The following is a 22014-nucleotide window of genomic DNA, read 5'->3' on the forward strand; positions in this document are numbered from 1 at the left end:
CGCCTCCCGGCGGGTGCGCTCCTCGGCCTCGCGGCGGGCGCGCTCCTCCGCCTCGCGGGCCTCGGCCCGGGCGCTGGCCTCGGCGCGGGCGCGCTCCTCGGCTTCGCGGCGGCGGGCGTCCTCCTGGCGACGACGCTCCTCCTCCTCGCGCCGACGGGCGTCGAGCAGGGCGGCGGCGCGGGCGTCCCGCTCGCTCTCGGAGAGCGAGCGCAGCACCTGCGCGCCGGGACGCGTCGGCGTACCCGGGCGTGCGGGCTTCGCCGCCGGCGCCTGCGGCGCGGCGGGCTTGGCGGTCGGTGCCGCCTCCTTCGCCTCCGCAGGCGGACGGGTGCCGCGCTTGCGCTCGACGACGACCTGCTTGGTGCGCCCGTGCGAGAAGCTCTGACGCACCGTACCCTGCTCGATGCGGGGCTTGATGCTCAGGGTCTTCTGCGGCGCTTGCAGCGTCTTGTCGCCCGGGGTCTTGGTATCACTCATTCCGCTCACGATCCTGCGGGTTCGTATCGTCGTCGAGGCCTGCGCCCTCGGGGTCGAGGGGCGCGGCGTTCATGGCGATGGCTCCGCGATAGACGCATAGCCGCCGCCAGCGCTCCAGGAAGATGCGACTTCCGGCGCCCGCGACGAGGGCTGCATGTATCACACGAGACCGGCCCAAAGCCAAATCCAAATCGTCGACGGACAGCTCCGTCACGACCGGAATCCGCTCCGCGGTCTCGCCCAGGCGCCGTCGCAGCGCCTGCGCGACCTTCCTCTTGCCGTCGTCCGCCGCCTCGGAGGCGTGGACGAGGCAAGCGATGGACTTCGAGCCGACGGTCTTCACCACGGTGTCGAAGCCCGAGACGACCCGCCCCGCCTTGTTGGCGAGGGCGAGCCCCTGGCGGAGGTCCTCCACGAGCGCGGCGTCGATCGCCGCTGCGAGGTCCTCCCGGACGGTGACGGCGGCCTTGAGCCCCCGCGCGAAGAGCCGGCGCTTCACCGCGCTCTCCACCGCCTCTCGCCTGGCCGAGACCCACACGCCCCGGCCGGGCAGCTTTCCCTTCAGGTCGGGCGTCACCGCACCGTCGGGCGCGGCGACGAACCGGATCAGCTCCTCGGGCGCGCGGACCTCGCGGGTGGCGACGCAGGTGCGCTGCGGCACGTGACGGCTCGCCCGCCCGGCACCCGCGGTCTCCCGCCGGCTCTCGCCCCGCTCTGCCTCGCTGCGCGTCACGCCCGCGTCGTCTCCTCTCGCCCGCCTCAGCGCGACTGCGCCCGGGCATCGTCCTCGCCGGCTTCGCCCACGGGAGCCTCGTCCACGGAAGCCTCGCCCACGGGAGCCTCGTCCACGGAAGCCTCGCCCACGCCTTCGGTCTCGCCGCCCTCGTAGACCTCGCCCTCGTAGGCCTCGCCCTCGTAGACCTCGCCCTCGTAGACCTCGCCCTCGGCGTCCTCGGCCTCCTCGGCGTACGCGTCCTCGGGGACCTCCTCGGCCGGCGGCGGCTCGATCCAGCCGGCGCGCACGCGCGCGTCCATGATCATCGCCTCGGCGTCGGCCCGCGACAGCTCGAAGCCGTCGAGGAAGCCCGCATGGCGCTTGGCCTCGGCCCCGCGTCCCTCGGTGTAGCCGACGAGATCGTCGGTGGCGCAGCCCGCGAGGTCCTCGATCGACTTGACGTCGTTCTCGCCGAGCGCCACCAGCATGCCGCTCGTGACGCCCACCACCTCGCGCACCTCGTCGGCGACGCCGAGCGCGATGCGCTTCTCCTCGTTCTCCGCCTCGATCTTCTCCAGATGCTCGTTCGCGCGCATCTGGATCTCCTGCGCGGTCTCCTCGTCGAAGCCCTCGATCGAGGCGATCTCGCCGAGGTCGACGTAGGCGATCTCCTCGATCGTGCGGAAGCCTTCCGAGGCGAGGAGCTGGCCCACCACCTCGTCGACGTCGAGCGCCTCCATGAACAGGTTCGTGCGCTCCACGAACTCCTTCTGGCGCCGCTCGCTCTCCTCGGCCTCGGTGAGGATGTCGATGTCCCAGCCGGTGAGCTGCGAGGCGAGGCGCACGTTCTGGCCGCGCCGGCCGATGGCGAGCGAGAGCTGCTCGTCGGGCACGACGACCTCGATGCGCTCGGCGTCCTCGTCGAGCACGACCTTGACCACCTCGGCGGGCTGGAGCGCGTTGACGATGAAGGTCGCCTCGTCCTGGCTCCAGGGAATGATGTCGATCTTCTCGCCCTGCAGCTCGCCGACCACCGCCTGCACGCGCGAACCGCGCATGCCGACGCAGGCGCCGACGGGGTCGATGGACGAATCGCGCGAGATCACCGCGATCTTGGCGCGCGAGCCCGGGTCGCGGGCCACCGCGCGGACCTCGACGATGCCGTCGTAGATCTCCGGCACTTCCTGGCCGAAGAGCTTGGCCATGAACTGCGGATGCGTGCGCGACAGGAAGATCTGCGGCCCGCGGGTCTCGCGGCGCACGTCGTAGAGATAGGCGCGCACCCGGTCGCCGGGGCGGAAGGTCTCGCGCGGGATCAGCTCGTCGCGGCGGATGATCGCCTCGGCGCGGCCGAGGTCGACGATGACGTTGCCGTACTCCACGCGCTTGACGAGGCCGTTGACGATCTCGCCGACGCGGTCCTTGAACTCGTCGAACTGGCGATCGCGCTCGGCGTCGCGCACCTTCTGGACGATGACCTGCTTTGCCGACTGGGCGGCGATGCGGCCGAAGTCGAAGGGCGGCAGGCCCTCGGCGATGAAGTCGCCGACCATGGCGGCGGGGTTCTTGCGGCGGGCCTCCTCGAGGGTGATCTCGGTGGCGTCGTTGTCCACCTGCTCGACCACCTGCAGCAGCCGCGAGAGCGCGATCTCGCCCGTCTTCGGGTTGATCTCGGCGCGCACCTCGGTCTCGCTGCCGTAGCGGGAGCGGGCCGCCTTCTGGATGGCGTCCTCCATCGCGGCGAGCACGATCTGGCGATCGATCACCTTCTCGCGGGCGACCGCGTCGGCGATCTGCAAGAGCTCGAGCCTGTTGGCGCTGACGGCCATGGTCCTGTCACTCCTTCGGGGAGGGATGGTTGTCGTTGTCCACGGTCGCGTCCGGGGCGTCGGGCTCCTCGCCCTCCTCCCCGGCGCTCTCGATGGTCTCGTCCGCGCCCTCGGCCGAGGGCGCCGTTCCGCGCCTGAGCGATTCGCGGACGAGGTCGTCGGTCAGCACGAGCCGCGCCTCGCCGATGTCGTCGAGCGGCAGCCGCGCCAGCGGGTCGACGCCGTCGGGAACGTCTGGAAGGAGGATGAGCGCGTGCTCGTCCTCGACGCCCCGCACGAGCCCGCGGAAGCGCTTGCGCGCCCCCACCGGCCGGGCCATCTCGACCTTCGCCTCGTGCCCGGCCCAGCGGATGAAGTCGGCGGGCCGCACCAGCGGCCGGTCGATGCCCGGCGAGGAGACCTCGAGATTGTAGGCCGTGGTGACGGGATCGTCGACGTCGAGCGCCGGCGAGATCGCCCGGCTCACCGTCTCGCAATCGTCCACGCCCATCGTGCCGTCGGGCCGCTCGGCCATGACCTGGACCGTGCAGCCGTTCTGGCTCGAGATCTTCACGCGCACCAGCCGGTAGCCGAGATCCTCGATCACGGGCTCGACGATCGCCGCCACGCGGGCGGCGAGGCCGGTCTCGGCGATCAGGCGCTCTTCCAGCCGGTCCTGAAGTCGGTCGTGCATGCGATCCGCCACGGCGGCAGGTTTCCTCGTCGTCGGGAGCGCACCCGTCGTCGCGGGCATCGCTCGAAATGGCTCTCGTCCACGGCACGTGCCGCGGCGGCCCCGGCGAACCCGCGTCCAATATGAGAAAGGAGCGGACCCGGTCAGGGTCCACTCCCGCGAGGCGACGCTCTCACGCCGCTACCAGAGCTGACAGGGAGGCATATACGCGCCTGCGGCGGCGGATTCAAGTGCGCCCGCGGTCGGGATCGATCCGGACGGCGCACTCGCCCCGCCGGTCACCCCGCAGCGCGCAGCGCCGCCCCCGCCCGCTCCCCGATCAGCCGCCGCACCGCCTCCGGCGCCTCCCGCACGACCTCCTCCAAGGGCGCCGGGCGGGCGACGAGGAAGCCCTGGACCTCGTCGCAGCCGCGCTCCATCAGGCGCGCGAGCTGGTCTGGCGTCTCCACGCCCTCGGCGACGACGCGCACGCCGAGCCCCTCGGACAGCCGCAGGACCGATTGCACGATGTGCCAGGCGCTCTCGTCCTCGCCCATGCCGCGAATGAAGGAGCGGTCGATCTTGATCGTGTCGAAGGGAAAGCGCGTGAGGTAGGAGAGCGACGAATAGCCCGTGCCGAAATCGTCGAGCGCGACGCGCACGCCCGCGCGCTCCAGCGTCTGGAGGATGGCGATCGCCCGCTTGTCGTCGTCGACGAGGACGCTCTCGGTGATCTCGAGCTCGAGCCGCTCCGGCGGCAGGCCGGCGTCCTCGAGCGCGCCGAGCACGGTGTCGAGGAAGTCCGGGTCGCGGAACTGGCGGGGGCTCACGTTGACGCTGATCGACGCGCCCGGGAAGGCGTCCGCGCCGGCGCGGCAGGCCTCGCGCAGGACGAAGGCGCCGATCGGGACGATCAGCCCCGTGTCCTCGGCGACGGGGATGAAGTCGGCGGGCGCGATCGCGCCGTCCTCGCCGTGCGTCCAGCGCAGCAGCGCCTCGTAGGAGACGATGGCGCCGTCGGCCAGCGAGAGCCGCGGCTGCCAATGCAGCACGAGCTCGCCACGGTCGAGCGCGCCGGCGAGCGCCGCCTCGATGCGCTGGCGCCGGCGCTGGGCCTCGCCCATGCCGGGCTCGTAGAGCGCCCAGCCGTTGCGCCCGGCGTTCTTGGCGACGTAGAGCGCCGTGTCCGCCTGCTGGAACAGGCTCGTCGCGTCCGCACCGTGATCGGGGAAGAGCGCGAGGCCGATGGAGGCGCAGGGGCGGATCTCCTGGCCGCTCGGCAGGGTCACGGGCTTGGCGATCTCGCGCAGGATGCGGTGGGCGAGGTCGGTCGCCTGCGCGGCGAGCACCACGCCCGCCTGAACGACGGCGAACTCGTCGCCGCCGAGCCGCGCGGCGCAGTCGCCCTCCCGGCACAGCGCCCGCAGCCGGCTCGCCACCGCGACGATGACGGCGTCGCCCGCGGGGTGGCCCCACAGGTCGTTGATGTCCTTGAAGCGGTCGAGGTCGACGAGGAGCAGCGCCGCCCCCGTCTTGGCCTCGGCGCCGGGGGCGACGCGCCGGGCGAGCTCGCGGTTGAAGAGCGTGCGGTTGGGCAGGTCGGTGAGGGGGTCGTGGAGCGCGAGGTGGTAGATGCGGGCCTCCGCCTCGCGCCGCTCGCGCTGGTCGGCGATGGCGAGGACCTGCGCCCGAGCCCCGTTGACCACGATGGTGCGCCGCCGGATCTCGACGGGCACGAGCGCGCCCTCCGCCCCGCGCACCCGCAGTTCGCAGGGCGGACCGTCGGGCGTCTCCAGGGCGCGGCGCAGCTCCGGCCAGTCGGCGCCGGCGACGAGGTCGCGCAGCGGCGCGCCCCGCAGCGCGTCCGCGGGGCGGCCGAAGAGCGCGTGCGCCGAGCCGTTGGCGTCGGCGACGATACCGTCGCGCACGATCAGGATGCCCTCGAAGGTCGCCTCCGCCAGCGCCGCGAGCCGGGCCGCCTCCTCCCGCGTGCGCCGCCGCTCGGTCTCGTCGCCGCGCCGCGCCTCCGCCGTCTGGAGCGTGTCCATCAGCCGGTTGAACAGCTCGGTGAGGCTCTGGGCGTCGTCGCCGTCGACCACGGGCAGGCGCGCGGCGAGGTCGATGTCGCCGCGCACCAGCGCCTGCATGGCGTCCTCGACGTGGCCGGTGCCGAGCCGGGTCGCGTGCTCGGCGAGATTCAGCCCCGCGGCCTCGTCGGCTGCGTCGACGCGAAGCGGCATCACGCGCCCGAGCGCACCGAAGACGAGCCAGGCGATGCCGAAGGCCCAGGCCGCGTTCACGCCGACGCCGAGCGCCTGCACGCCGAACTGCGTCCAGGCGTCGCCGGTCGGGAGCGCCGCGGCCGGGGCGAGGAGCGCGAGCGCCAGCGTCCCGAAGGCGCCCGCGGCGCCGTGCGCCCCGACCGCGCCGACCGCGTCGTCGACCCGCCACCGCGTCTCCAGCAGCCGGTTCGCCTCGTTGGCGACGATCCCGCCGAGGAACCCGACGAGCATCGCCGCGCCGGGCGAGAGCAGGTGGCAGCCGGCGGTGACGGCGACGAGGCCGCCGACGACGCCGTTGATCGGCCGCTCCGGCGGCAGGCGCCCGTCGCGCGTCCAGCCGGCGACGTAGCCGCCCGCGCCGCCGGCGGCGCCGGCGAGCACGGTCGCGAGCACGATCCCCGCGACGGCGGGCGAGGCCTCCAGCGTGGAGCCGCCGTTGAAGCCGATCCAGCCCACGAACAGCACGAGCGCGCCGGCCGCCGACAGGACCGGGCTGTGCCCGGCGATCCGCACCGGTCGCCCGGCGGCGTCGAAGCGCCCCGCCCGCGGGCCGAGCGCGAGGCAGGCCGCGAGGGCGATCCAGGCGCCGGTCGCGTGCACCACCGTCGCGCCGGCGAAGTCGACGAAGCCGAGATCGGCGAGCCAGGCGCCGGACGCGGGCGCGAGCGCGCCCCCCCAGGCCCAGTGCACGAAGACCGGGTAGATCAGACCGGCCGTCACCAGGGCGCAGGCGACGTAGGCGGACAGCCGCATGCGCTCGGCCACCGCCCCCGCGACGATCGTCGCCGCCGTGCCGCAGAACATCACCTGGAAGACGAAGAAGCCGATCTCCTCCGGGCCCAGGTCGGCGAGCAGCACGAACCGCGGCTCGGCGCCCACCGGCAGGAGGCTCGACGAGGCGCCGAAGGCGAGCGCGAAGCCGACGCCCGCGAAGGCCAGGGTGGCGAAGACGAAGTCGAGGAGGTTCTTCTGCGCCACGTTGACCGCGTTCTTGGTGCGCACGGCGCCCGCCTCGAGCAGCATGAAGCCGATCTGCATCAGGAAGACGAGTGCCGCCGCGGTGAGCACCCAGGTCGCATCCAGCCGATCGGCGAGATCGGACGGGGCGGCGGCGGCCGGTGTCGCCCAAACAACAGGCAAAATGATGCATAGACGAGCAGATCGAACGACTGGACGCTGCATGGCGGAATTCCGATTTCGGCGCGCGAGGCAATGTCGTCCGCCACGCCTTAACGCTGGGTTCCTGTCGCGATGTTTCACCGCGTGCGGATCGGCGGCCGTGGCGGCGCCGCCGCGAATCGGCGGGCGCCCGCCGCATTGAGCCCTCGCCCTCAACACATCGCTTACGAAAGGCCGTTAAGTTCCACTCGACGCGGCGGCGGGGATGGCCGGCGCCCGGGGCCGATCTCTCGATGGACATGCTGACCTCGCTCGTTTCGGACGTGGAGGACGCCGTCGCCAACGGCGATCCGACCCGGCGCGTCGAGACGCTGCGGCGCATGACGGACCTCTTCATCGAGCAGGCGCCGCACCTCGCCGACCTGCACGTCGCCGTCTTCGACGAGGTGATCCTGCGGCTGGCGCGGGGCATCGAGTTCCGCGTGCGCGTCGAGCTCTCCGAGCGGCTCGCCGATCTCGTCAACGCGCCCGCGGGCGTGCTGCGCGACCTCGCCTTCGACGACGAGATCGCGGTGGCCCGCCCCGTGCTCGAGCGCGCGGTGCGGCTCGGCGAGGACGATCTCGCCGAGGTCGCGGCCAGCAAGAGCCAGGAGCATCTGCTCGCACTCACCCGCCGCGCGCGCCTGTCCGCGCGCATCACCGAGATCCTGGTCGATCGCGGCGACGAGCGCGTGGTCTGCGCGGTGGCCGGCAACGAAGGCGCGGCGCTCTCCGACCGCTCGCTGTCGTGCCTCGTCGAGAAGGCCCGCGGCGACGAGGGCCTGCAGAGCCAGCTCCAGGCCCGCGCCAGCCTCGGCAACGAGCAGCTCCAGCAGCTCGTCGCCATCGCCCGCGAGAAGGCGCGCGTGTCGATGCGCGCCGCGCTCGGGGGGCTCGACGGGCTCTCGATCGACGCCGCCGCCTTCGACGACGCGGTGGACGACGCCGCCGAGGACGTGGCGCGCACCTCGAGCTACAAGGCGCTCGTCGACGACTTCGCCGACGCCGCGAAGATCGTCACCGAATGCGCCGGTTCGGGCGCGCTCGACGAGGAGACCATCGCCGGCTGGGCGCGCGACGGGCGCATCGAGGAGGCGCTCGCGGCGATCGCCCACCTCGCGCACGTGCCGCCGACGGTGGTGGCGCGCGCCTTCCACTCGAACCACTACGATCCGTTGCTCTTCATCCTGCGCTCGCTGCGATTCGGCTGGTCGACCTTCAAGACCTTCCTCGTCGCCAAGGCGGGGCGAGACCTCACCGAGGAGGTCCACCGCTCGGCCTTCGCCGCCTTCCAGCAGCTCTCGGTCTCGACGGCGCAGCGGATCGTGCGCTTCACGGCGATGCGCGAGCGCACACTCGAGGCCGAGGCGCTCTGACGCCGGGGCGGCGCGCTCAGCGCACGGTGGCGAGGATCTGCAGCGCGAAGAGCCCGAACACGCCCGCGAACACGATGTCGACGCCGCGCAGCACCCGCGGGCGGGAGCGCGCCAGCGCCACCACCTCGTCCGCCGCCAGGATCGCGAGCGCCGCGAGCGGGGCGGAGAGCGCGACGAACCACAGCCCCAGGAAGACGAGCTTCTCGGCCGCGTGCGGATCGCCGGCGGCGACGAACTGCGGGAGGAAGCCGACGAAGAACAGGATCACCTTCGGGTTCGACAGGTTGATGCCCACGCCGAGCAGCCAAGTCGCGCGCAGCGACGCCGGCGCGGGCCCGCCCGGCCGCAGGCTGAGCGCCGAGCCGTTGCGCAGAGCGTCCCAGGCCATCCAGAGCAGGTAGAGACCGCCCACGATCTTCACCGCCCCGAAGGCCGCCGGCGAGGCGGCGAGCAGCGCCGAGAGCCCGAGCGCCGCGAGCAGCGTGTGCACGAGCGCGCCGGTGAAGGCGCCGAACATCGCCGCCATGCCGCAGGCGCGCCCGCCCTGCACGGTCTTCGACAGGAACAGGCTCATGTCCGGCCCCGGCGTGACGAACAGCACGAGGCAGGCGCCGGAGAACAGGAGGAGCGTGTGGAGGTCGGGCAGGAAGGTGGGGGCGAACGTCATGGTCGACGCGGCTCGGAGGGGTGGCTGGCGACGGCGCCGGACGATGCGCCCGGCGCGCACGCCGCGCCAGCCGCGCGCCGCGCGGGGCAGCAATTCCTACGCGGCATGCCTCAGCGTCAGCGCGGCCCGAAGCCCACGATCCGACGCACCGCGTCCATCGTCCCCGCGGCGATCTCGGACGCCTTGCGCGCGCCCTCGGCCAGGATCGCGTCGATGTGGCCCGGATCGGCCGAGAGCCGGCGCATCTCCCCGGTGATCGGCGCGAGCCGGTCCACGGCGACGTCGACCAGCGCCGACTTGAACGTCGAGAAGTTGGCGCCGCCGAACTCGGCGAGCACCGCCTCGCGCGGCACGTCCCGGAGCGCGGCGTAGATGCCCACCAGGTTGTCCGCCTCCGGGCGTCCGGCGAGGCCGGCGGCCTCGCTCGGCAGCGGCTCGGGGTCGGTCTTGGCCTTGCGCACCTTCTGGGCGATGGCGTCGGCATCGTCGGTGAGGTTGATGCGCGCGTAGTCCGACGGGTCCGACTTCGACATCTTCTTCGTGCCGTCGCGCAGGCTCATGACGCGGGTCGCCGGGCCCTGGATCATCGGCTCGGGCAGCGGGAAGAACGTCTCGCCGAAGCCGTGCTCGGCGATCGAGGCGGCGAAGTCGTTGTTGAACTTCTGCGCGATGTCGCGGGTGAGCTCCAGATGCTGCTTCTGGTCCTCGCCCACGGGCACGTGGGTGCCCTTGTAGAGCAGGATGTCGGCGGCCATCAGGGTGGGGTAGGCGAACAGGCCCACCGCCGCGTTCTCGCGGTCCTTGCCGGCCTTCTCCTTGAACTGCGTCATGCGGTTGAGCCAGCCCATCCGCGCGACGCAGTTGAACACCCAGGCGAGCTCGGCGTGCTCGTGGACGCGGGACTGGTTGAACAGGATCGAGCGCGCCGGGTCGATGCCGCAGGCGATGTAGGCGGCCGCGACCTCGCGGATGTTCGCGGCGAGCGCCTTCGGGTCCTGCGGCATGGTGATGGCGTGGAGGTCCACGACGCAGTAGATGCAGTCGTGGGTATCCTGCATGCGCACCCAGTTGACCATCGCGCCGAGGTAGTTGCCGAGATGGAGGGTGTGCGTCGGCTGCATGCCGGAGAACACCCTGTCCTTGAACTGCGTCATCGTCTCGTCCTCGGGCCGGCCCCGCGCGCGGTGCGCGTCTCGCGCGGGGCTGTAGCGGCTGGGGGACGGCGAGGCAAGGGGTGCGGGTGCGGCCAGGCGTCAGGCGGCGAGCCGCCTCGCCGCGCCGGCCAGCACCTCCTCGATGCCGACGCGCCCGCGGGTGAGCGGCACCGTGCCGGACATCGTCACCACGCCCGAGCCGATGCCGTCGTACATCTGCGCCATCAGCGCGGAGGCCTGCGGGCGCAGGCCGGCCTCCTGGAAGATGCCTTCCCACGCTGCGCGCGGGGGCGCCACGGGCGTCACGGCGCGGCCCAGCACGCGGGTCGCGGCGGCGGCGACCTCGGTGGGGGCGTAGTCCCTCGGCCCGGCGAGCTCGATCAGCGCCGGCGCGGTCTCGGCCAGCAGCGTCTCGGCGGCGACGCGGCCGATGTCGGCGGTCGCGACCATGCGCTGCGCGCGGTCGAGGTCGAGCATCGAGGGCAGGACGCCCTCCCCCGCCGCGAGCGGGAGAACCTGGAGCCAGTTCTCCTGGAAGTACGCCGCGCGCAGGAGGGTGAGCCGCGTCGGTGCGCCCGCTAGGATCGTCTCGACCGCGTGCAGGCTGCGGATCACGCCGGTGCCCTCCGGCACCTGCGCGCCCTCCGAGGACAGGAACACGAGCCGCGCGGGACGGGCCCGCTCGATCGCCGCGCGGGTGGCGCGGCCGACCGTGGCGACGGCGCCGACGAAGTCGTCCGCCGCGTAGGCCGGAGACGCGAGCACGTAGGCGCCCGTGACGCCCTCCATGGCCGCGGCGAGGTCGTCCGCCGAGGTCGCGTCGCCGCGCACGAGGGCGACGCCGCGGGCGGCCCAGGGGGCGGCGCGATCGAGGTCGCGCACCAGCGCGCGGACGGGGGCGCCGGCGGCGAGCAGGGTCTCGGCGACGGCGGCGCCGGTGTTGCCGGTCAGCCCGGTGACGAGGAACATGGGGGTCTCCTTCCGATGGGTCTTCGATGCCTTGGCGCGCGGCGGGCGATGACGGGGACCCTAGGGACGGGACTTGCATGCGTCCAATGCATCGTTGATATTTCGATCATGCGCGAGACGAATTTACGCGGGATCGACCTCAACCTCCTCGTCCTGCTCGACCACCTGATAACCGAGCGCAACGTCACGCGCGCGGCCGCGGCGGCCAACCTCAGCCAGCCGGCGATGAGCCGCGCGCTCGGCCGGCTGCGGGCGTTGCTCGACGACCCGATCCTGGTGCGCGGCGCCGACGGCCTCGTGCCGACCGCGCGGGCCCTGGCGCTGCGGCCGGCGCTCGCGCGCACGCTCGCCGACGTGCGCGACCTCCTCGTGCCGGAGGTCTTCGTGCCGGAGCAGTGGCGCGGACGGGTCGTGATCTCGGCGACCGACCACCAGACCATCATCCTCCTGCCGGAGGTGATCGCGCGCCTCGCCCGCGAGGCGCCTGGGCTCGACCTCGACGTGACGCCGCTGCGCGCGCGCGAGCTCGACGCCCTGCGCGACGGGCGCACGCACCTGAGCTTCGGCGTCGCCGAGGCCCCGCTGCCGCCGGGCCTGCTCCGGCGTGCGCTCTACGAGGACCGCTTCGTCACGGTGATGCGCCGCGATCATCCGGCCGCGGCGGACGCGTGGACCGCGGCGGCCTTCGCGGGGCTCGATCACGTGCTCGTCACGGTCCTGGGCGAGGGCCGCGGCTTCCTCGACGACCAGCTGGCGCGGCTTGGCCTCGCGCGCCGGCTCGCGCTGCGGCTGCCGCACTTCTACGCCGCCATGGAGGTCGTCGCGCGCTCGGACCGGGTCGTCACCCTCCCCCGCACGCTCGCCATCCGATTCGCTGCGGGCCTCGACCTCGCCGTGCGCGAGCCCCCGGTCGACGAGACGCGCTTCACGCCGACCCTGATCTGGTCGGAGGTTCACGACGCCGACCCGGCCATGCGCTGGCTGCGCGACCTGATCGCCGAGGAGGCGGCGCGCACGCCCGGCGCGACGGCGCTCGCGCAGGCGCGCGCGACCTCGGCCTGATGCGGACGCCCGGCGGCGCGCGCCCACGCCCGGCTTCACCTTTCTTCACGTCGCCCGCGCATACGCGACACGTGACGGGCGCATCGTCTCCCCATCGCAGCCGATCGCGCTGCCCCCCCGAGGAGACGAGACGATGACGACGACCCCGACCGAGACGAAGACCCCCGCCCGCTCCCGCTTCTCCCGCGGCCTCCTCGCCGCCACCGTCGGCGTGCTCGGCGTCGGCGCGATCGGCGCCGGCTTCGCGCTGGCGCAGGACGCGCCGATGCTGCGCCGGGCGGCCGGCGACGGCCCGCGCGCGGAGATGATGCAGGCCCGCTTCGGCGAGGAGCGCGGCCGCATGGCCGAGTTCATGGAGTGGCGCCTCGAGCGCACGCTCGAAAGGGTCGACGCCAGCCCCGAGCAGGTCGAGCGCATCAAGGCGATCGCCGAGGAGGCTCGCGCCGAGATCGTGCCGCTGATGCGCGGGTTCCGCGACACCCGCGAGGATCTCGCCGAGATCCTGGGCGCGGGGACGATCGACCGCACCGCCGCCGAGACCCTGCGCGCCGAGCGCCTCGCCGCCATGGACGCCGCATCCGCGCGCGGCCTCCAGGCCCTCCTCGACGCCGCCGAGGTGCTCGAGCCCGAGCAGCGCGCCGAGCTGATCGAGGAGATGGGCGAGCGCCGTCGCGGCTGGGGTCGTTGGTGATAGACTGAGCCGGATGGCTCCCGAGAGAGGACCGCAGCACCGATGCCGGACGAGATCCTGATCGTCGACGACGACGTGCGCCTGTCGGGCATGCTGCGGGACTACCTCGACCAGAACGGCTTTCCCTCCCGCGCGGCCGCGACCGCGCGGGAGGGGCTCGCCGAGATCGCGCGGCGCCCGCCCGCGGCCGTCGTGCTCGACGTGATGCTGCCCGATCTCGACGGCTTCGAGACGCTGCGCCGCATCCGCGCCTCCTCCGACGTGCCCGTCGTCATGCTCACCGCCAAGGGAGACGAGACCGACCGCATCGTCGGGCTCGAGATCGGCGCGGACGACTACGTGCCCAAGCCCTTCAACCCACGCGAATTGCTCGCGCGCTTGAAGGCGGTGCTGCGCCGGCGCAACGGCGGCGTCGGCAACGCCGGCCCGCCGCCGCTGCGCTTCGGGCGGCTCGAGATCGACCGCGGCGCCCGCCGGGTGCGCGTCGACGGCGGCGAGCGCCCGCTCACTTCCTACCAGTTCGACCTCCTCGCCGCGCTCGCCGAGAACGCGGGGCGCGTGCTCTCCCGCGAGCAGCTGATGGACCTCGTGCGCGGCGCCGAGCTCGAGGCCTTCGACCGCTCGATCGACGTCCACGTCTCGCGCATCCGCGCCGCGATCGAGGACGACCCGAAGCACCCGCGCCGCGTCATCACGGTGCGCGGGGCGGGCTACGTGTTCGCGCGGGTGCAGGACGAGGGGGCGTGATGGCGCGGCTCTCCGGCGTCCCGCGCCTCCCGCGCGGCCTCTCCCTGTTCTGGAAGGTCTACCTCACCGTCGTCGCGGCGGTGGTGATCGTCGCGATCGCGGTAGCGATCGTGTTCCGCATCGCCAACGCCAGCGAGGCGGGTCCGTGGACGGAGCGCGGGCGCACGTTCTTCGCGCGCACGCTTCCCGCGGACGATCCGGGCCCGACGCTGGAGCGGCTCTCGGATGCCCTGGGTGCCGATCTCGCGCTCGTCGGCCCCGACGGCCGCCTCGTCGCGGGCGACCCGCGCCTGCCGCACCTGCGGCGCGTCTTCGCGTTCTCCCTGCCGGACGGCCGCGTGGTCTACGCACGCTTCGGCCGGCCCGGCGCCGGCGAGGACGAGGACGACCACCGCAACCCGCTCGTCCCCATCGCGATCATCGCGATCCTGATCGCGCTCGTCGCCTACCCGGTCGTGGGCCACCTCACCCGCCGGCTGGAGCGCCTGCGCGTGGGGGTCGAGGCCTGGGGGGCGGGCGATCTCACGGTGCGCGTCGGCCTTTCCGGCGGCGACGAGGTCGCGGCCGTGGCGCGCAGCTTCGACGCCGCCGCCGAGACCGTGGAGCGCCTCGTCGCCTCGCATGCGGCGCTCCTCGCCAACGCCAGCCACGAGCTGCGCTCGCCGCTCGCGCGCCTGCGCATGGCGATCGACCTGTGGCGCGAGGACCCGCGCCCGGCACTCGAGCGCGAGATCGTGACGAGCCTCGCCGAGCTCGATGCTCTGGTGGAGGAGATCCTGATGGCGAGCCGGCTCGAGCACGTCGCCGGTCTCGAGCGGATCGAGCCCGTCGACCTGCTGGCGCTGGCGGCCGAGGAGGGCGCGCGCGTCGACGCGATCGTCGAGGGCGAGCCGGTGGAGGTCTCTGGCGATCCGCGGCTCCTGCGCCGGCTCGTGCGCAACCTCTTCCAGAACGCCGCGCGCCACGGTGCCCCGCCGATCGAGGCCCGCGTCGCGGCCCGCGCGGGCGGCGGCGCCACGTTGAGCGTGCGCGACCACGGCCCGGGCCTGCCCGACGGCGAGAGCGAGCGCGTGTTCGAGGCCTTCTACCGCCCGGTGGGCCGCTCCGAGGCGGCGGGCGGCTGGGGCCTCGGCCTCTCGCTCGTGCGCCAGATCGCACGCCGGCACGGCGGCGACGTGCGCGCGGTGCGGCCGGAGGGCGGCGGGGCGATGTTCGTGGTGGAGGTGGGAGCAGGGACGAGTGCGTGACGCCCCGGCTGGCCGTCAGCGGCCCACCAGCGGCGCGAGTTCGCGCTGGCGATCAGTGTCGCCCTCGATCACGGCGCGGTCGTAATCCAGCTCCAGCTCGAGCTTGCGTGCGCGACGCAGCACGTCGCTCTCGTCGAGCCGCTGCTCCAGGGCGCCGAGCCTGGGCGCCCCGCGCGTCTCGCCGCCGTCCCGAGGGCGGCTGCGCGTCGTGGGGATGACGACCGTCCTATGCATCTTCCAGGTCCTCGACGTTCGGGACGATCAGCTCGTAGGCCGCGGCGATCGCCTCGACCAGATCGGACAAATCGTTGCCGCCGGCGACTTCTGATCCGCGCCCTGCGCCGCGCTCGTCATCGATCGCCCCCCGGCGCACGCAACACTTGCGGGTTTAGCCGAAGCGAAGGCATCGAGCAATCGGGCTGACGTGCGAGCGACGGCTCCGGGCGGCGCTCCGGATCGAGCCGGGGATCGGCATGGCTCTGGCACGACTTCGTGCAAGTTCGGTCCCCGACGGGGAGCGGTGCTGAGGTCGCGGCGGGCGGTGTCGGGTCGGGTGGGACGCGGTGTCCCCGGGGTGGCGCGAAGGCCGGTACCAGTGCGTGATGCGAAACGATCGGATGGAAAACGTCGGGAGCAACGTCGGACCGACCGAAACGGCCGGGAGGCGGGCTGAAGAATAGCGTCGGATCAGGCGAACATGTAGCCGAGGAAGCGCTTGGAATCGATCGGGTCGTAGCCCAGCCGCCCGCGCAGCTTCTTGCGGAGCTTCGAGATGTGGCTCTCGACCACCGCCTCGTCCACGTTCTCGTTGAAGACGCCGTAGACCGCCGAGAAGATCTGCTCGCGCTGGACGCGCTTGCCCTTGTTCTTGAACAGGTACTCGAGGATGCGCCGCTCGCGACGCGGCAGCGCCAGCACCTCGCCGCGCACGATCGGGTCGCGGCCGTCGAAGAAGACCTCGAGGTCGTGCTCGACCGGCGCCGCCGCGCGCTCCTCCGGGCGGGCCTGCGCCCGACGGTTGAAGGCGCCGACCCGGGCCATGATCTCCTTGACGTGCACCGGCTTGCGCACGACGTCGTCGACGCCCGCGGCGAACAGCCCGAGCGTCTGCTCCAGGCAATGCGTGTCGTTCATGGCGATCACCGGCGCCTTGCAGCGGCTCTTGACGAGGCGCGGCAGCGTCTCGCGGGCGCTGCAATCGCCGATCAGGATCGCCTCGACGGCGCCGAGATCCTCCTCGGCGGCGCCGGCGATCCAGTCGTTGAAGTCGGACGGGTCGAACCCGACGGCGGACACGCCTTCCCGGTCGAAACCGGATCGGTAACCCGTGGTGACAAGCTCTCGTTCGTCGACGATGATGTACACGACAGTACCCCCGTTGTATCGGACACCATACGGATAAATCCGAAGATTTGTTGCGGCAACGCTTAAATGAGCGCACGCCGCGGGCAATCGTCGGCACCGTCAAGGGGGGGTTACTTGCCGTGGGACGAATCCGAATTCAAATTAGCGACGATTCGCACACGTTGGTAAGTTACCGTTAACTCGCGCGAAGACTACGAGAATTCGACGAAAGACCGCGAGATCTCCTCATGGCACCCGCCCGAAAGCGCCCGCCCGCGCCAGCGCCGCGATCGCCTCCGCGTCGAGCCCGAGCACCTCCGCGAGCACCGCGTCGCGATCCGCGCCCAGCGGGGGCGGTGCCCTGTCGTAGGCCACGGGGGTGGCGCGGAGCTTGAGCGGGTTGCCGAGAAGCGAGAGGGTCTCCCCGTCCACGACGGGCGAGGGCATCTCGATGACCATGCCGCGCGCGCGGGTGTGAGGATCGGCGAGCGCCTCGGGCACGCTCGCGACGGGCCCCGCCGGAACCTGCGCCGCCTCGAGCCGCGCGCCCCAGCCGGCGACCGTGTCCCCGGCGACGATCGGGTCGAGGAGCGCGTTCAAGGCGTCGAGATGCGCGAGCCGGCCGGCGTTCGTCGCGAAGCGCGAGTCCCGAGCCAGCTCGGGCGCGCCGAGCGCCGCGCAGAACCGGCGGAACTGCGCGTCGTTGCCGACCGCGACCACGAGATGCCCGTCCGCCGCGCGGTAGGTCTGGTAGGGCGCGATGTTCGGGTGGCGGTTGCCCAGCCGCCGCGGTGCCCGGCCGGAGACGAGCGTGTTGGTGGCCGCGTTCACGAGCCAGGAGATCTGCGTGTCGTAGAGCGAGACGTCGAGGAATTGCCCCTCGCCCGTCGCGTCCCGGTGGCGCAGGGCGGCGAGGATGCCGACGACCGCGTACATGCCGCACATCAGGTCGGAGATGCCCACCCCCACCTTCATCGGCTCGCCGTCCGGCTCGCCGGTGATGCTCATGATCCCGCCCATCGCCTGGACCAGGAAGTCGTAGCCGATCCGCTCGGCATAGGGCCCGTCGTGGCCGAAGCCGGTGATCGAGCACCAGACGAGGTCCGGCTTGACGGCCCGCAGGTCCTCGTAGCCGAGCCCGCGGCGGGCGAGGTCGCCGGGCTTGTAGTTCTCGATCACCACGTCCGCCCGCGCGGCGAGGTCGCGCACGAGCCCCGCGCCCGCCTCGCTCGCGAGATCGATCGCGATGGAGCGCTTGTTGCGGTTGGCCGCGAGGAAGTAGGCGGAGAGATCGCTCGGCGCGCCGTCCGCGCCGGGCACGAAGGGCGGGCCCCACGCGCGTGTGTCGTCGCCCGTGCCGGGGCGCTCGACCTTGATCACGCGTGCGCCGAGATCGCCCATCAGCTGCGTCGCGCTCGGGCCGGCGAGCACGCGGGTCAGGTCGAGGATCGTCAGGCCTTCGAGGCTGCGAGGAGCAGCGCTGGCATGGGCGGCGGGGGCGGCATCGACCATGGGGACCTCGCTCTGCGGAAACGGCAGGCACCGGCATAGCCCGCGCGACGCCCGCGGGAAAGCGGTCGCATCGGCCCCTTCCGCGCCGGGCGCGAGGGGCGTACAGTCGCGGCAGGGAAGCGACGGGCCGGGGGCGGAGATGACGAGCGGGTTGGACGAGGCGACGAGCCGGGCGCGAGTCCGGCTTCGGCTCGCCGGGACGTGTGCGGCGATCGGGCTGCTCGCGAGCCTCGCGGCCCACCCCGCGGCCGCCCGCGACGCCGGTCCCGGCTTCGTCTGGGGCGACGATTCGAGCCGTTTCGCGAACGACGGCGAGTGCGACGATCCGCGCTTCCAGGGCGCCGGCATGGCCAAGGTCACGCTCGAGGAGAACCGCGGCGCCGACGCGGGCGACTGCCGGCGGCTGTTCGAGGCCGGCGCGATCGACCTGATCGCCGCGCCCGACGCCGGGCGGCGGGCGCAGATCGACTTCGGCGACGATTCGGGCCGCTGGCCGAACGACGGCGAATGCGAGGATCCCCGCTTCACCGGCGAGGGCATGGCGGCGGTCCTCCTCGAGGAGGACCGCCTGCGCGACGCGAGCGACTGCCGCCGCCTCTTCGAGGAAGGCGCCATCACGCTGCGCGGTTCCGCGCCGGGCACCGACGCCGATAGCGGCGCGTCCTCGGCCGGCATGGACTTCGGCGACGATTCGGGGCGCTGGCCCGACGACGGCGAGTGCGACGATCCCCGCTTCGAGGGCGCCGGCATGGCCGCCCAGCCCTTCGAGCAGGAACGCCGCCGCGACGCCACCGACTGCCGCCGCCTCTTCGAAGCCGGCGCGATCGCGCTGCGCGCCGACGACGTCGAGCCCACGCCGCGATCGGCGGAGGGCATCGATTTCGGCGACGATTCCGGCCGCTGGCCGAACGACGGCGAGTGCGACGATCCCCGCTTCGAGGGCGCCGGCATGGCGGCGCAGCCCCGCCCGCAGGAACGCCGACGCGACGCCACCGACTGCCGCCGCCTCTTCGACGCGGGCGCGATCGCGCTGCGCGCCGACGACGTCGAGCCCACGCCGCGATCGGCGGAGGGCATCGATTTCGGCGACGATTCCGGCCGCTGGCCGAACGACGGCGAATGCGACGATCCGCGCTTCGAGGGCGCGGGCATGGCCGGCGCCCCGTCCGACGAGGAGCTGATGGGCGACGCGAGCGACTGCCGGGCGCTCTTCGAGGCCGGACTGATCGCGCGCAGCACGGGTCCCCGCTGGGGCGCCCCCGCCGCGGTGCAGCCGCCCGTCGACGCGATCGCCTTCGGCGACGATTCCGGCTCCTGGCCGAAGGACGGCGAGTGCGACGATCCCCGCTTCGTCGGCGCGGGCATGGCCTTCGCGGTCCAGGAGGAGACCACGCTCCGGGACGCCAGCGACTGCCGCAGGCTCTACGAGGCGGGCACGATCGCGCTCGCGGCGACGGCGGCGGACGCGTCGGAGGCCGGCTCGGAGGCGGCGCCGTCCCCCCCGCGCTCCTCCGCCGCGCCCGCCCCGGACGCGTTCGCCGGCATCGATTTCGGCGACGATTCGGGCCGCTGGCCGAACGACGGCGAGTGCGACGATCCGCGCTTCGAGGGCGAGGGCATGGCCGCGATCCCGCTCGACGAGGACCGCATGGCGGACGCGAGCGACTGCCGGGCGCTGTTCGCCCAGGGGCGAATTCGCCTGCGCGAGTGAGGCCGCGCACCTTCCAACGCGGCCCCCGAGACCCCATCTCGCGGGGCGATGCTGCGTCTCCTCACCTACAACGTCCACTCCTTCACCGGCACCGACCGCCGTCGCGAGCCCGGGCGCATCGAGGCCGTGATCCGCGAGAGCGGCGCGCGGATCGTGGCCCTCCAGGAGGTGCGCTGGAGCGCACGGGCCGAGGGCGCACACGCGCTGACGGCGCTCGCGCGCAATCTCGGCATGGCCTGGCACGTCCAGCGCACGGCGACCTTCGCCGGCGAACAGTTCGGGCTCGCGGTCCTCTCCGACCTGCCGATGCGCCTGGTGAAGGGGGGCCCGCTGCCGCGGCTCGGCCCGGCCCTGCCGGAGCGGCGCTCGGCCCTGTGGGTCGAGGTCGAGACCGGCGCGGGGCCGCTCCAGGTGATCTGCACGCACCTCGCGGTGCTCAGCGCCCGCGATCGCATGGCCCAGGCGCAGGCGCTGCTCGGGCCGGACTGGATCGGCGGCGCCGACGGCCCCGCCGTGCTGATGGGCGACCTCAACGCCGGCCTGCGCTCGGCCGCCTACAAGCACCTCTCCGCCGCGCTGGCCTGCGCCCGCGCCGGCAGCGCCGAGCGCCACGCGACCTTCCCCTCCTGGATGCCGCTGACGCGGATCGACCACATCATGGGGGCGAACGGCGCGCGGCTCGCGAACCCACAGTCCCTGCGCACGGCGACGAGCCGGGTGGCGTCCGACCACCTGCCCTTCGCGGCGGAGCTGACGGGGGAGGGCTGAGGGCGCGCCCCCTCACTGGATCACCAGATCCGCCTGCAGCGCCCCCGCCGACTTGATCGCCTGGAGGATCGCGATGATCCCCGCGGGCCGCAGGCCGATCTGGTTGAGGCCGGCGACCAGCGTCTGGAGCGAGGAGCCCGTGAGGATGGCGAGCCGGCCCTCGCCTTCCTGGACCTCGACGCGGGTGTCGGGCAGGACGACCGTCTGGCCGTTGGAGAAGGGCGGGGGCTGGGAGGCGACCGGAAGCTCCGTGACGCGCACCGTGAGGTTGCCGTGCGTGACGGCGACCGTCGAGATCCGCACGTCCGCGCCGATCACCACCGTCCCCGTGCGCTCGTCGACGACGACGCGCGCCGGTGTGTCGGGGGTCACGACCAGGTCGCCGAGCTCGGCGAGGAAGCGCACCGGGCTCACGTCCGGCGGGTTGACCACGAGCACGGAGCGGTAGTCGCGCTCGTAGGCGCCGCGGCCGCCGAAGCGGGCCTGGGTGTAGACGTTGATGGCGTCGGCGATGCGCACCGCGGTGCGGAAGTCCGGGTTCCGCAGCTCGAGGATGAGCGAGCGCATGTTGCCGAAGTGATCGGGCAGCTCGCGCTCGACCAGCGCGCCGTTGGGCACGCGCCCCACCGTCGGCACGCCCTGGGTGACGATCTCCGCTTCGCCGGCGGCCGAGAAGCCGGTGACCGCGACGGGCCCCTGCGCCACCGCGTAGATCTGGCCGTCGGCCCCCATCAGCGGCGTGATCACCAGCGTGCCGCCGAGCAGCGAGCGCGCGTCGCCCAGCGCCGAGACGGTGACGTCGATGCGCGAGCCGCGGCCGATGAAGGGCGGCAGCTCGGAGGTCACCACCACGGCGGCGACGTTGCGCGCGCGCAGCTGGTCGGCGCCGACGTTGACGCCCATGCGGTCGAGCATCGAGGTCAACGACTGCTCGGTGAAGGGCGCGTTGCGCAGCGTGTCGCCGGTGTTGGCGAGGCCCACCACGAGCCCGTAGCCGACGAGCTGGTTCTCGCGCATGCCCTTGAGGGTGGTGATGTCCTTGATGCGCGTGACCCCGCCGGGGAAGGCGTCGGCGCGGGCGGCGGTGGAGAGGGCGGGCGCGAGCGTGCTCGACGCGGCCATGGCGAGCGCGAGGAGGAGCGAGGCGGCGCGGTGCATCACGGGCTCCCCACGCGCAGCGAGCCGTCGGCCTGGACGACGCCGACGACGACGAGGCCGGAATCGAGGTTGCGCGCCCGCACCCGATCCCCCGCCCCGCCGGATTCGAGCGGGGTGACGAGGGTCGAGATCACGAGCCCGTCCGCCTGGAAGACGATCTGCGTCGTCCCCCCGCGCACCACGAGCCTGGCTTCCTCGACCGCGTTCTGCGGCACGACGCGCCCGGGCAGGAGCGTGCGCCGCGCGACCTTGCCGACGAGGGCGCCGGCGTCGCGGATCACCGCGAGCTGGCCGGTGCTGGCGGGAAACGCGCGCTCGACGAGCACGGTCTCCTTGATCGTCTCGCCGGGATAGATCGTGACCGTCGGCACGGGCAGGGTCACGCCGGATGCGCCGGCCGCCGACGGCGCGGCGAGCATCGCGAGGGCGAGAGCGGCGGCGGCGAGGACGGCCGGGCGCCGGCGGGCGGCGGTCTCGGATACGGGGATCATGGCG

Annotated in this window: 21 protein-coding genes; 7 read left to right on the forward strand and 14 right to left on the reverse strand. The window is 73.4% G+C overall.

Annotated elements, in window-relative coordinates; genetic code table 11:
- The 5 genes from AB9M23_RS19230 to AB9M23_RS19250 form a co-directional block, all read right to left on the reverse strand.
- Nucleotides 1-477 (reverse strand): translation initiation factor IF-2 associated domain-containing protein (locus AB9M23_RS19230; protein WP_372426196.1); only part of this gene is annotated, 477 nt, incomplete at its 3' end.
- Nucleotides 470-1138 carry an RNA-binding protein gene (locus tag AB9M23_RS19235; RefSeq protein WP_443726257.1) on the reverse strand — a complete coding sequence of 223 codons (669 nt, stop codon included), beginning with the start codon at nucleotides 1136-1138 and terminating at the stop codon, nucleotides 470-472. The genes AB9M23_RS19230 and AB9M23_RS19235, both read right to left, overlap by 8 nt.
- Nucleotides 1139-1236: 98 nt before the next feature.
- Nucleotides 1237-3021 carry a transcription termination factor NusA gene (nusA, locus tag AB9M23_RS19240; protein WP_372426198.1) on the reverse strand — a complete coding sequence of 595 codons (1785 nt, stop codon included), beginning with the start codon at nucleotides 3019-3021 and terminating at the stop codon, nucleotides 1237-1239.
- 7 nt (nucleotides 3022-3028) lie between these two features.
- On the reverse strand, nucleotides 3029-3694 hold the full coding sequence (rimP, locus tag AB9M23_RS19245; RefSeq protein ID WP_372426265.1) for a ribosome maturation factor RimP: 666 nt from the start codon (nucleotides 3692-3694) through the stop codon (nucleotides 3029-3031).
- A gap of 278 nt (nucleotides 3695-3972) precedes the next feature.
- On the reverse strand, nucleotides 3973-7023 hold the full coding sequence (locus tag AB9M23_RS19250; protein WP_372426199.1) for an EAL domain-containing protein: 3051 nt from the start codon (nucleotides 7021-7023) through the stop codon (nucleotides 3973-3975).
- Nucleotides 7024-7367: 344 nt separating this feature from the next.
- On the opposite strand from AB9M23_RS19250, the gene AB9M23_RS19255 reads away from it, so the two are divergent.
- Nucleotides 7368-8489 carry a DUF2336 domain-containing protein gene (locus AB9M23_RS19255; protein WP_372426200.1) on the forward strand — a complete coding sequence of 374 codons (1122 nt, stop codon included), beginning with the start codon at nucleotides 7368-7370 and terminating at the stop codon, nucleotides 8487-8489.
- 16 nt (nucleotides 8490-8505) lie between these two features.
- Here the strand turns inward: AB9M23_RS19255 and AB9M23_RS19260 are convergent, their stop codons facing one another.
- The 3 genes from AB9M23_RS19260 to AB9M23_RS19270 form a co-directional block, all read right to left on the reverse strand.
- Nucleotides 8506-9156: a LysE family translocator gene (locus AB9M23_RS19260; protein ID WP_372426201.1), complete on the reverse strand. Its 651-nt coding sequence runs from the start codon at nucleotides 9154-9156 to the stop codon at nucleotides 8506-8508.
- A 116-nt stretch (nucleotides 9157-9272) separates the two neighbouring features.
- On the reverse strand, nucleotides 9273-10310 hold the full coding sequence (gene trpS / locus AB9M23_RS19265) for a tryptophan--tRNA ligase (protein WP_372426202.1): 1038 nt from the start codon (nucleotides 10308-10310) through the stop codon (nucleotides 9273-9275).
- 99 nt (nucleotides 10311-10409) lie between these two features.
- Nucleotides 10410-11279, reverse strand: a complete 870-nt coding sequence (locus tag AB9M23_RS19270; RefSeq protein WP_372426203.1) for an NmrA family NAD(P)-binding protein — start codon at nucleotides 11277-11279, stop codon at nucleotides 10410-10412.
- A gap of 108 nt (nucleotides 11280-11387) precedes the next feature.
- Here AB9M23_RS19270 and AB9M23_RS19275 point away from each other — a divergent pair, with 108 nt between their 5' ends.
- The 4 genes from AB9M23_RS19275 to AB9M23_RS19290 all read left to right on the forward strand — a co-directional run bounded on the left by AB9M23_RS19275 (nucleotide 11388) and on the right by AB9M23_RS19290 (nucleotide 15026).
- Nucleotides 11388-12341: a LysR family transcriptional regulator gene (locus tag AB9M23_RS19275; protein ID WP_372426204.1), complete on the forward strand. Its 954-nt coding sequence runs from the start codon at nucleotides 11388-11390 to the stop codon at nucleotides 12339-12341.
- A 133-nt stretch (nucleotides 12342-12474) separates the two neighbouring features.
- Entirely contained in the window at nucleotides 12475-13032 is a 558-nt protein-coding gene (locus tag AB9M23_RS19280; RefSeq protein WP_372426205.1) for a Spy/CpxP family protein refolding chaperone, read from the forward strand.
- Nucleotides 13033-13074: 42 nt separating this feature from the next.
- Nucleotides 13075-13779, forward strand: a complete 705-nt coding sequence (locus AB9M23_RS19285) for a response regulator (RefSeq protein ID WP_372426206.1) — start codon at nucleotides 13075-13077, stop codon at nucleotides 13777-13779.
- On the forward strand, nucleotides 13779-15026 hold the full coding sequence (locus AB9M23_RS19290) for a sensor histidine kinase (protein ID WP_372426207.1): 1248 nt from the start codon (nucleotides 13779-13781) through the stop codon (nucleotides 15024-15026). Before AB9M23_RS19285 ends, AB9M23_RS19290 begins: the two co-directional genes overlap by 1 nt.
- 15 nt (nucleotides 15027-15041) lie before the next feature.
- Here the strand turns inward: AB9M23_RS19290 and AB9M23_RS19295 are convergent, their stop codons facing one another.
- From AB9M23_RS19295 to AB9M23_RS19310, 4 genes are all read right to left on the reverse strand, one after another.
- Nucleotides 15042-15260 (reverse strand): hypothetical protein, encoded by a 219-nt coding sequence (locus tag AB9M23_RS19295; RefSeq protein ID WP_372426208.1) that lies wholly within the window; start codon nucleotides 15258-15260, stop codon nucleotides 15042-15044.
- A complete protein-coding gene (locus tag AB9M23_RS19300) occupies nucleotides 15253-15399 on the reverse strand; it encodes a hypothetical protein (RefSeq protein ID WP_372426209.1) in 147 nt (48 codons plus the stop codon). Before AB9M23_RS19300 ends, AB9M23_RS19295 begins: the two co-directional genes overlap by 8 nt.
- A 314-nt stretch (nucleotides 15400-15713) precedes the next feature.
- Nucleotides 15714-16391, reverse strand: coding sequence for a response regulator transcription factor (locus tag AB9M23_RS19305; RefSeq protein ID WP_372426210.1), 678 nt, complete (start codon nucleotides 16389-16391; stop codon nucleotides 15714-15716).
- Nucleotides 16392-16616: 225 nt separating this feature from the next.
- The gene (locus tag AB9M23_RS19310) at nucleotides 16617-17882 is read right to left on the reverse strand and encodes a CaiB/BaiF CoA transferase family protein (RefSeq protein WP_372426211.1); all 1266 of its coding nucleotides are present in this window, start codon (nucleotides 17880-17882) and stop codon (nucleotides 16617-16619) included.
- A gap of 139 nt (nucleotides 17883-18021) precedes the next feature.
- Between AB9M23_RS19310 and AB9M23_RS19315 the strand changes: the two genes are divergently transcribed.
- Together AB9M23_RS19315 and AB9M23_RS19320 are read left to right on the forward strand one after the other, a co-directional pair.
- A complete protein-coding gene (locus AB9M23_RS19315) occupies nucleotides 18022-19593 on the forward strand; it encodes a hypothetical protein (protein WP_372426212.1) in 1572 nt (523 codons plus the stop codon).
- A gap of 48 nt (nucleotides 19594-19641) precedes the next feature.
- Entirely contained in the window at nucleotides 19642-20361 is a 720-nt protein-coding gene (locus tag AB9M23_RS19320; RefSeq protein WP_372426213.1) for an endonuclease/exonuclease/phosphatase family protein, read from the forward strand.
- Between the two features lie 12 nt (nucleotides 20362-20373).
- On the opposite strand, the gene flgI is transcribed toward AB9M23_RS19320, so the two are convergent.
- Both flgI and flgA read right to left on the reverse strand, forming a co-directional pair.
- Nucleotides 20374-21519 carry a flagellar basal body P-ring protein FlgI gene (gene flgI, locus AB9M23_RS19325; RefSeq protein WP_372426214.1) on the reverse strand — a complete coding sequence of 382 codons (1146 nt, stop codon included), beginning with the start codon at nucleotides 21517-21519 and terminating at the stop codon, nucleotides 20374-20376.
- Complete coding sequence (flgA, locus tag AB9M23_RS19330; RefSeq protein ID WP_372426215.1) at nucleotides 21519-22010, reverse strand: flagellar basal body P-ring formation chaperone FlgA; 492 nt, start codon at nucleotides 22008-22010, stop codon at nucleotides 21519-21521. The genes flgI and flgA overlap by 1 nt, the downstream gene beginning before the upstream one ends.
- Nucleotides 22011-22014: the final 4 nt, after the last annotated feature.

Source organism: Salinarimonas chemoclinalis (genome assembly GCF_041514305.1).
GTDB classification, from domain to species: Bacteria; Pseudomonadota; Alphaproteobacteria; order Rhizobiales; family Beijerinckiaceae; genus Salinarimonas; species Salinarimonas chemoclinalis.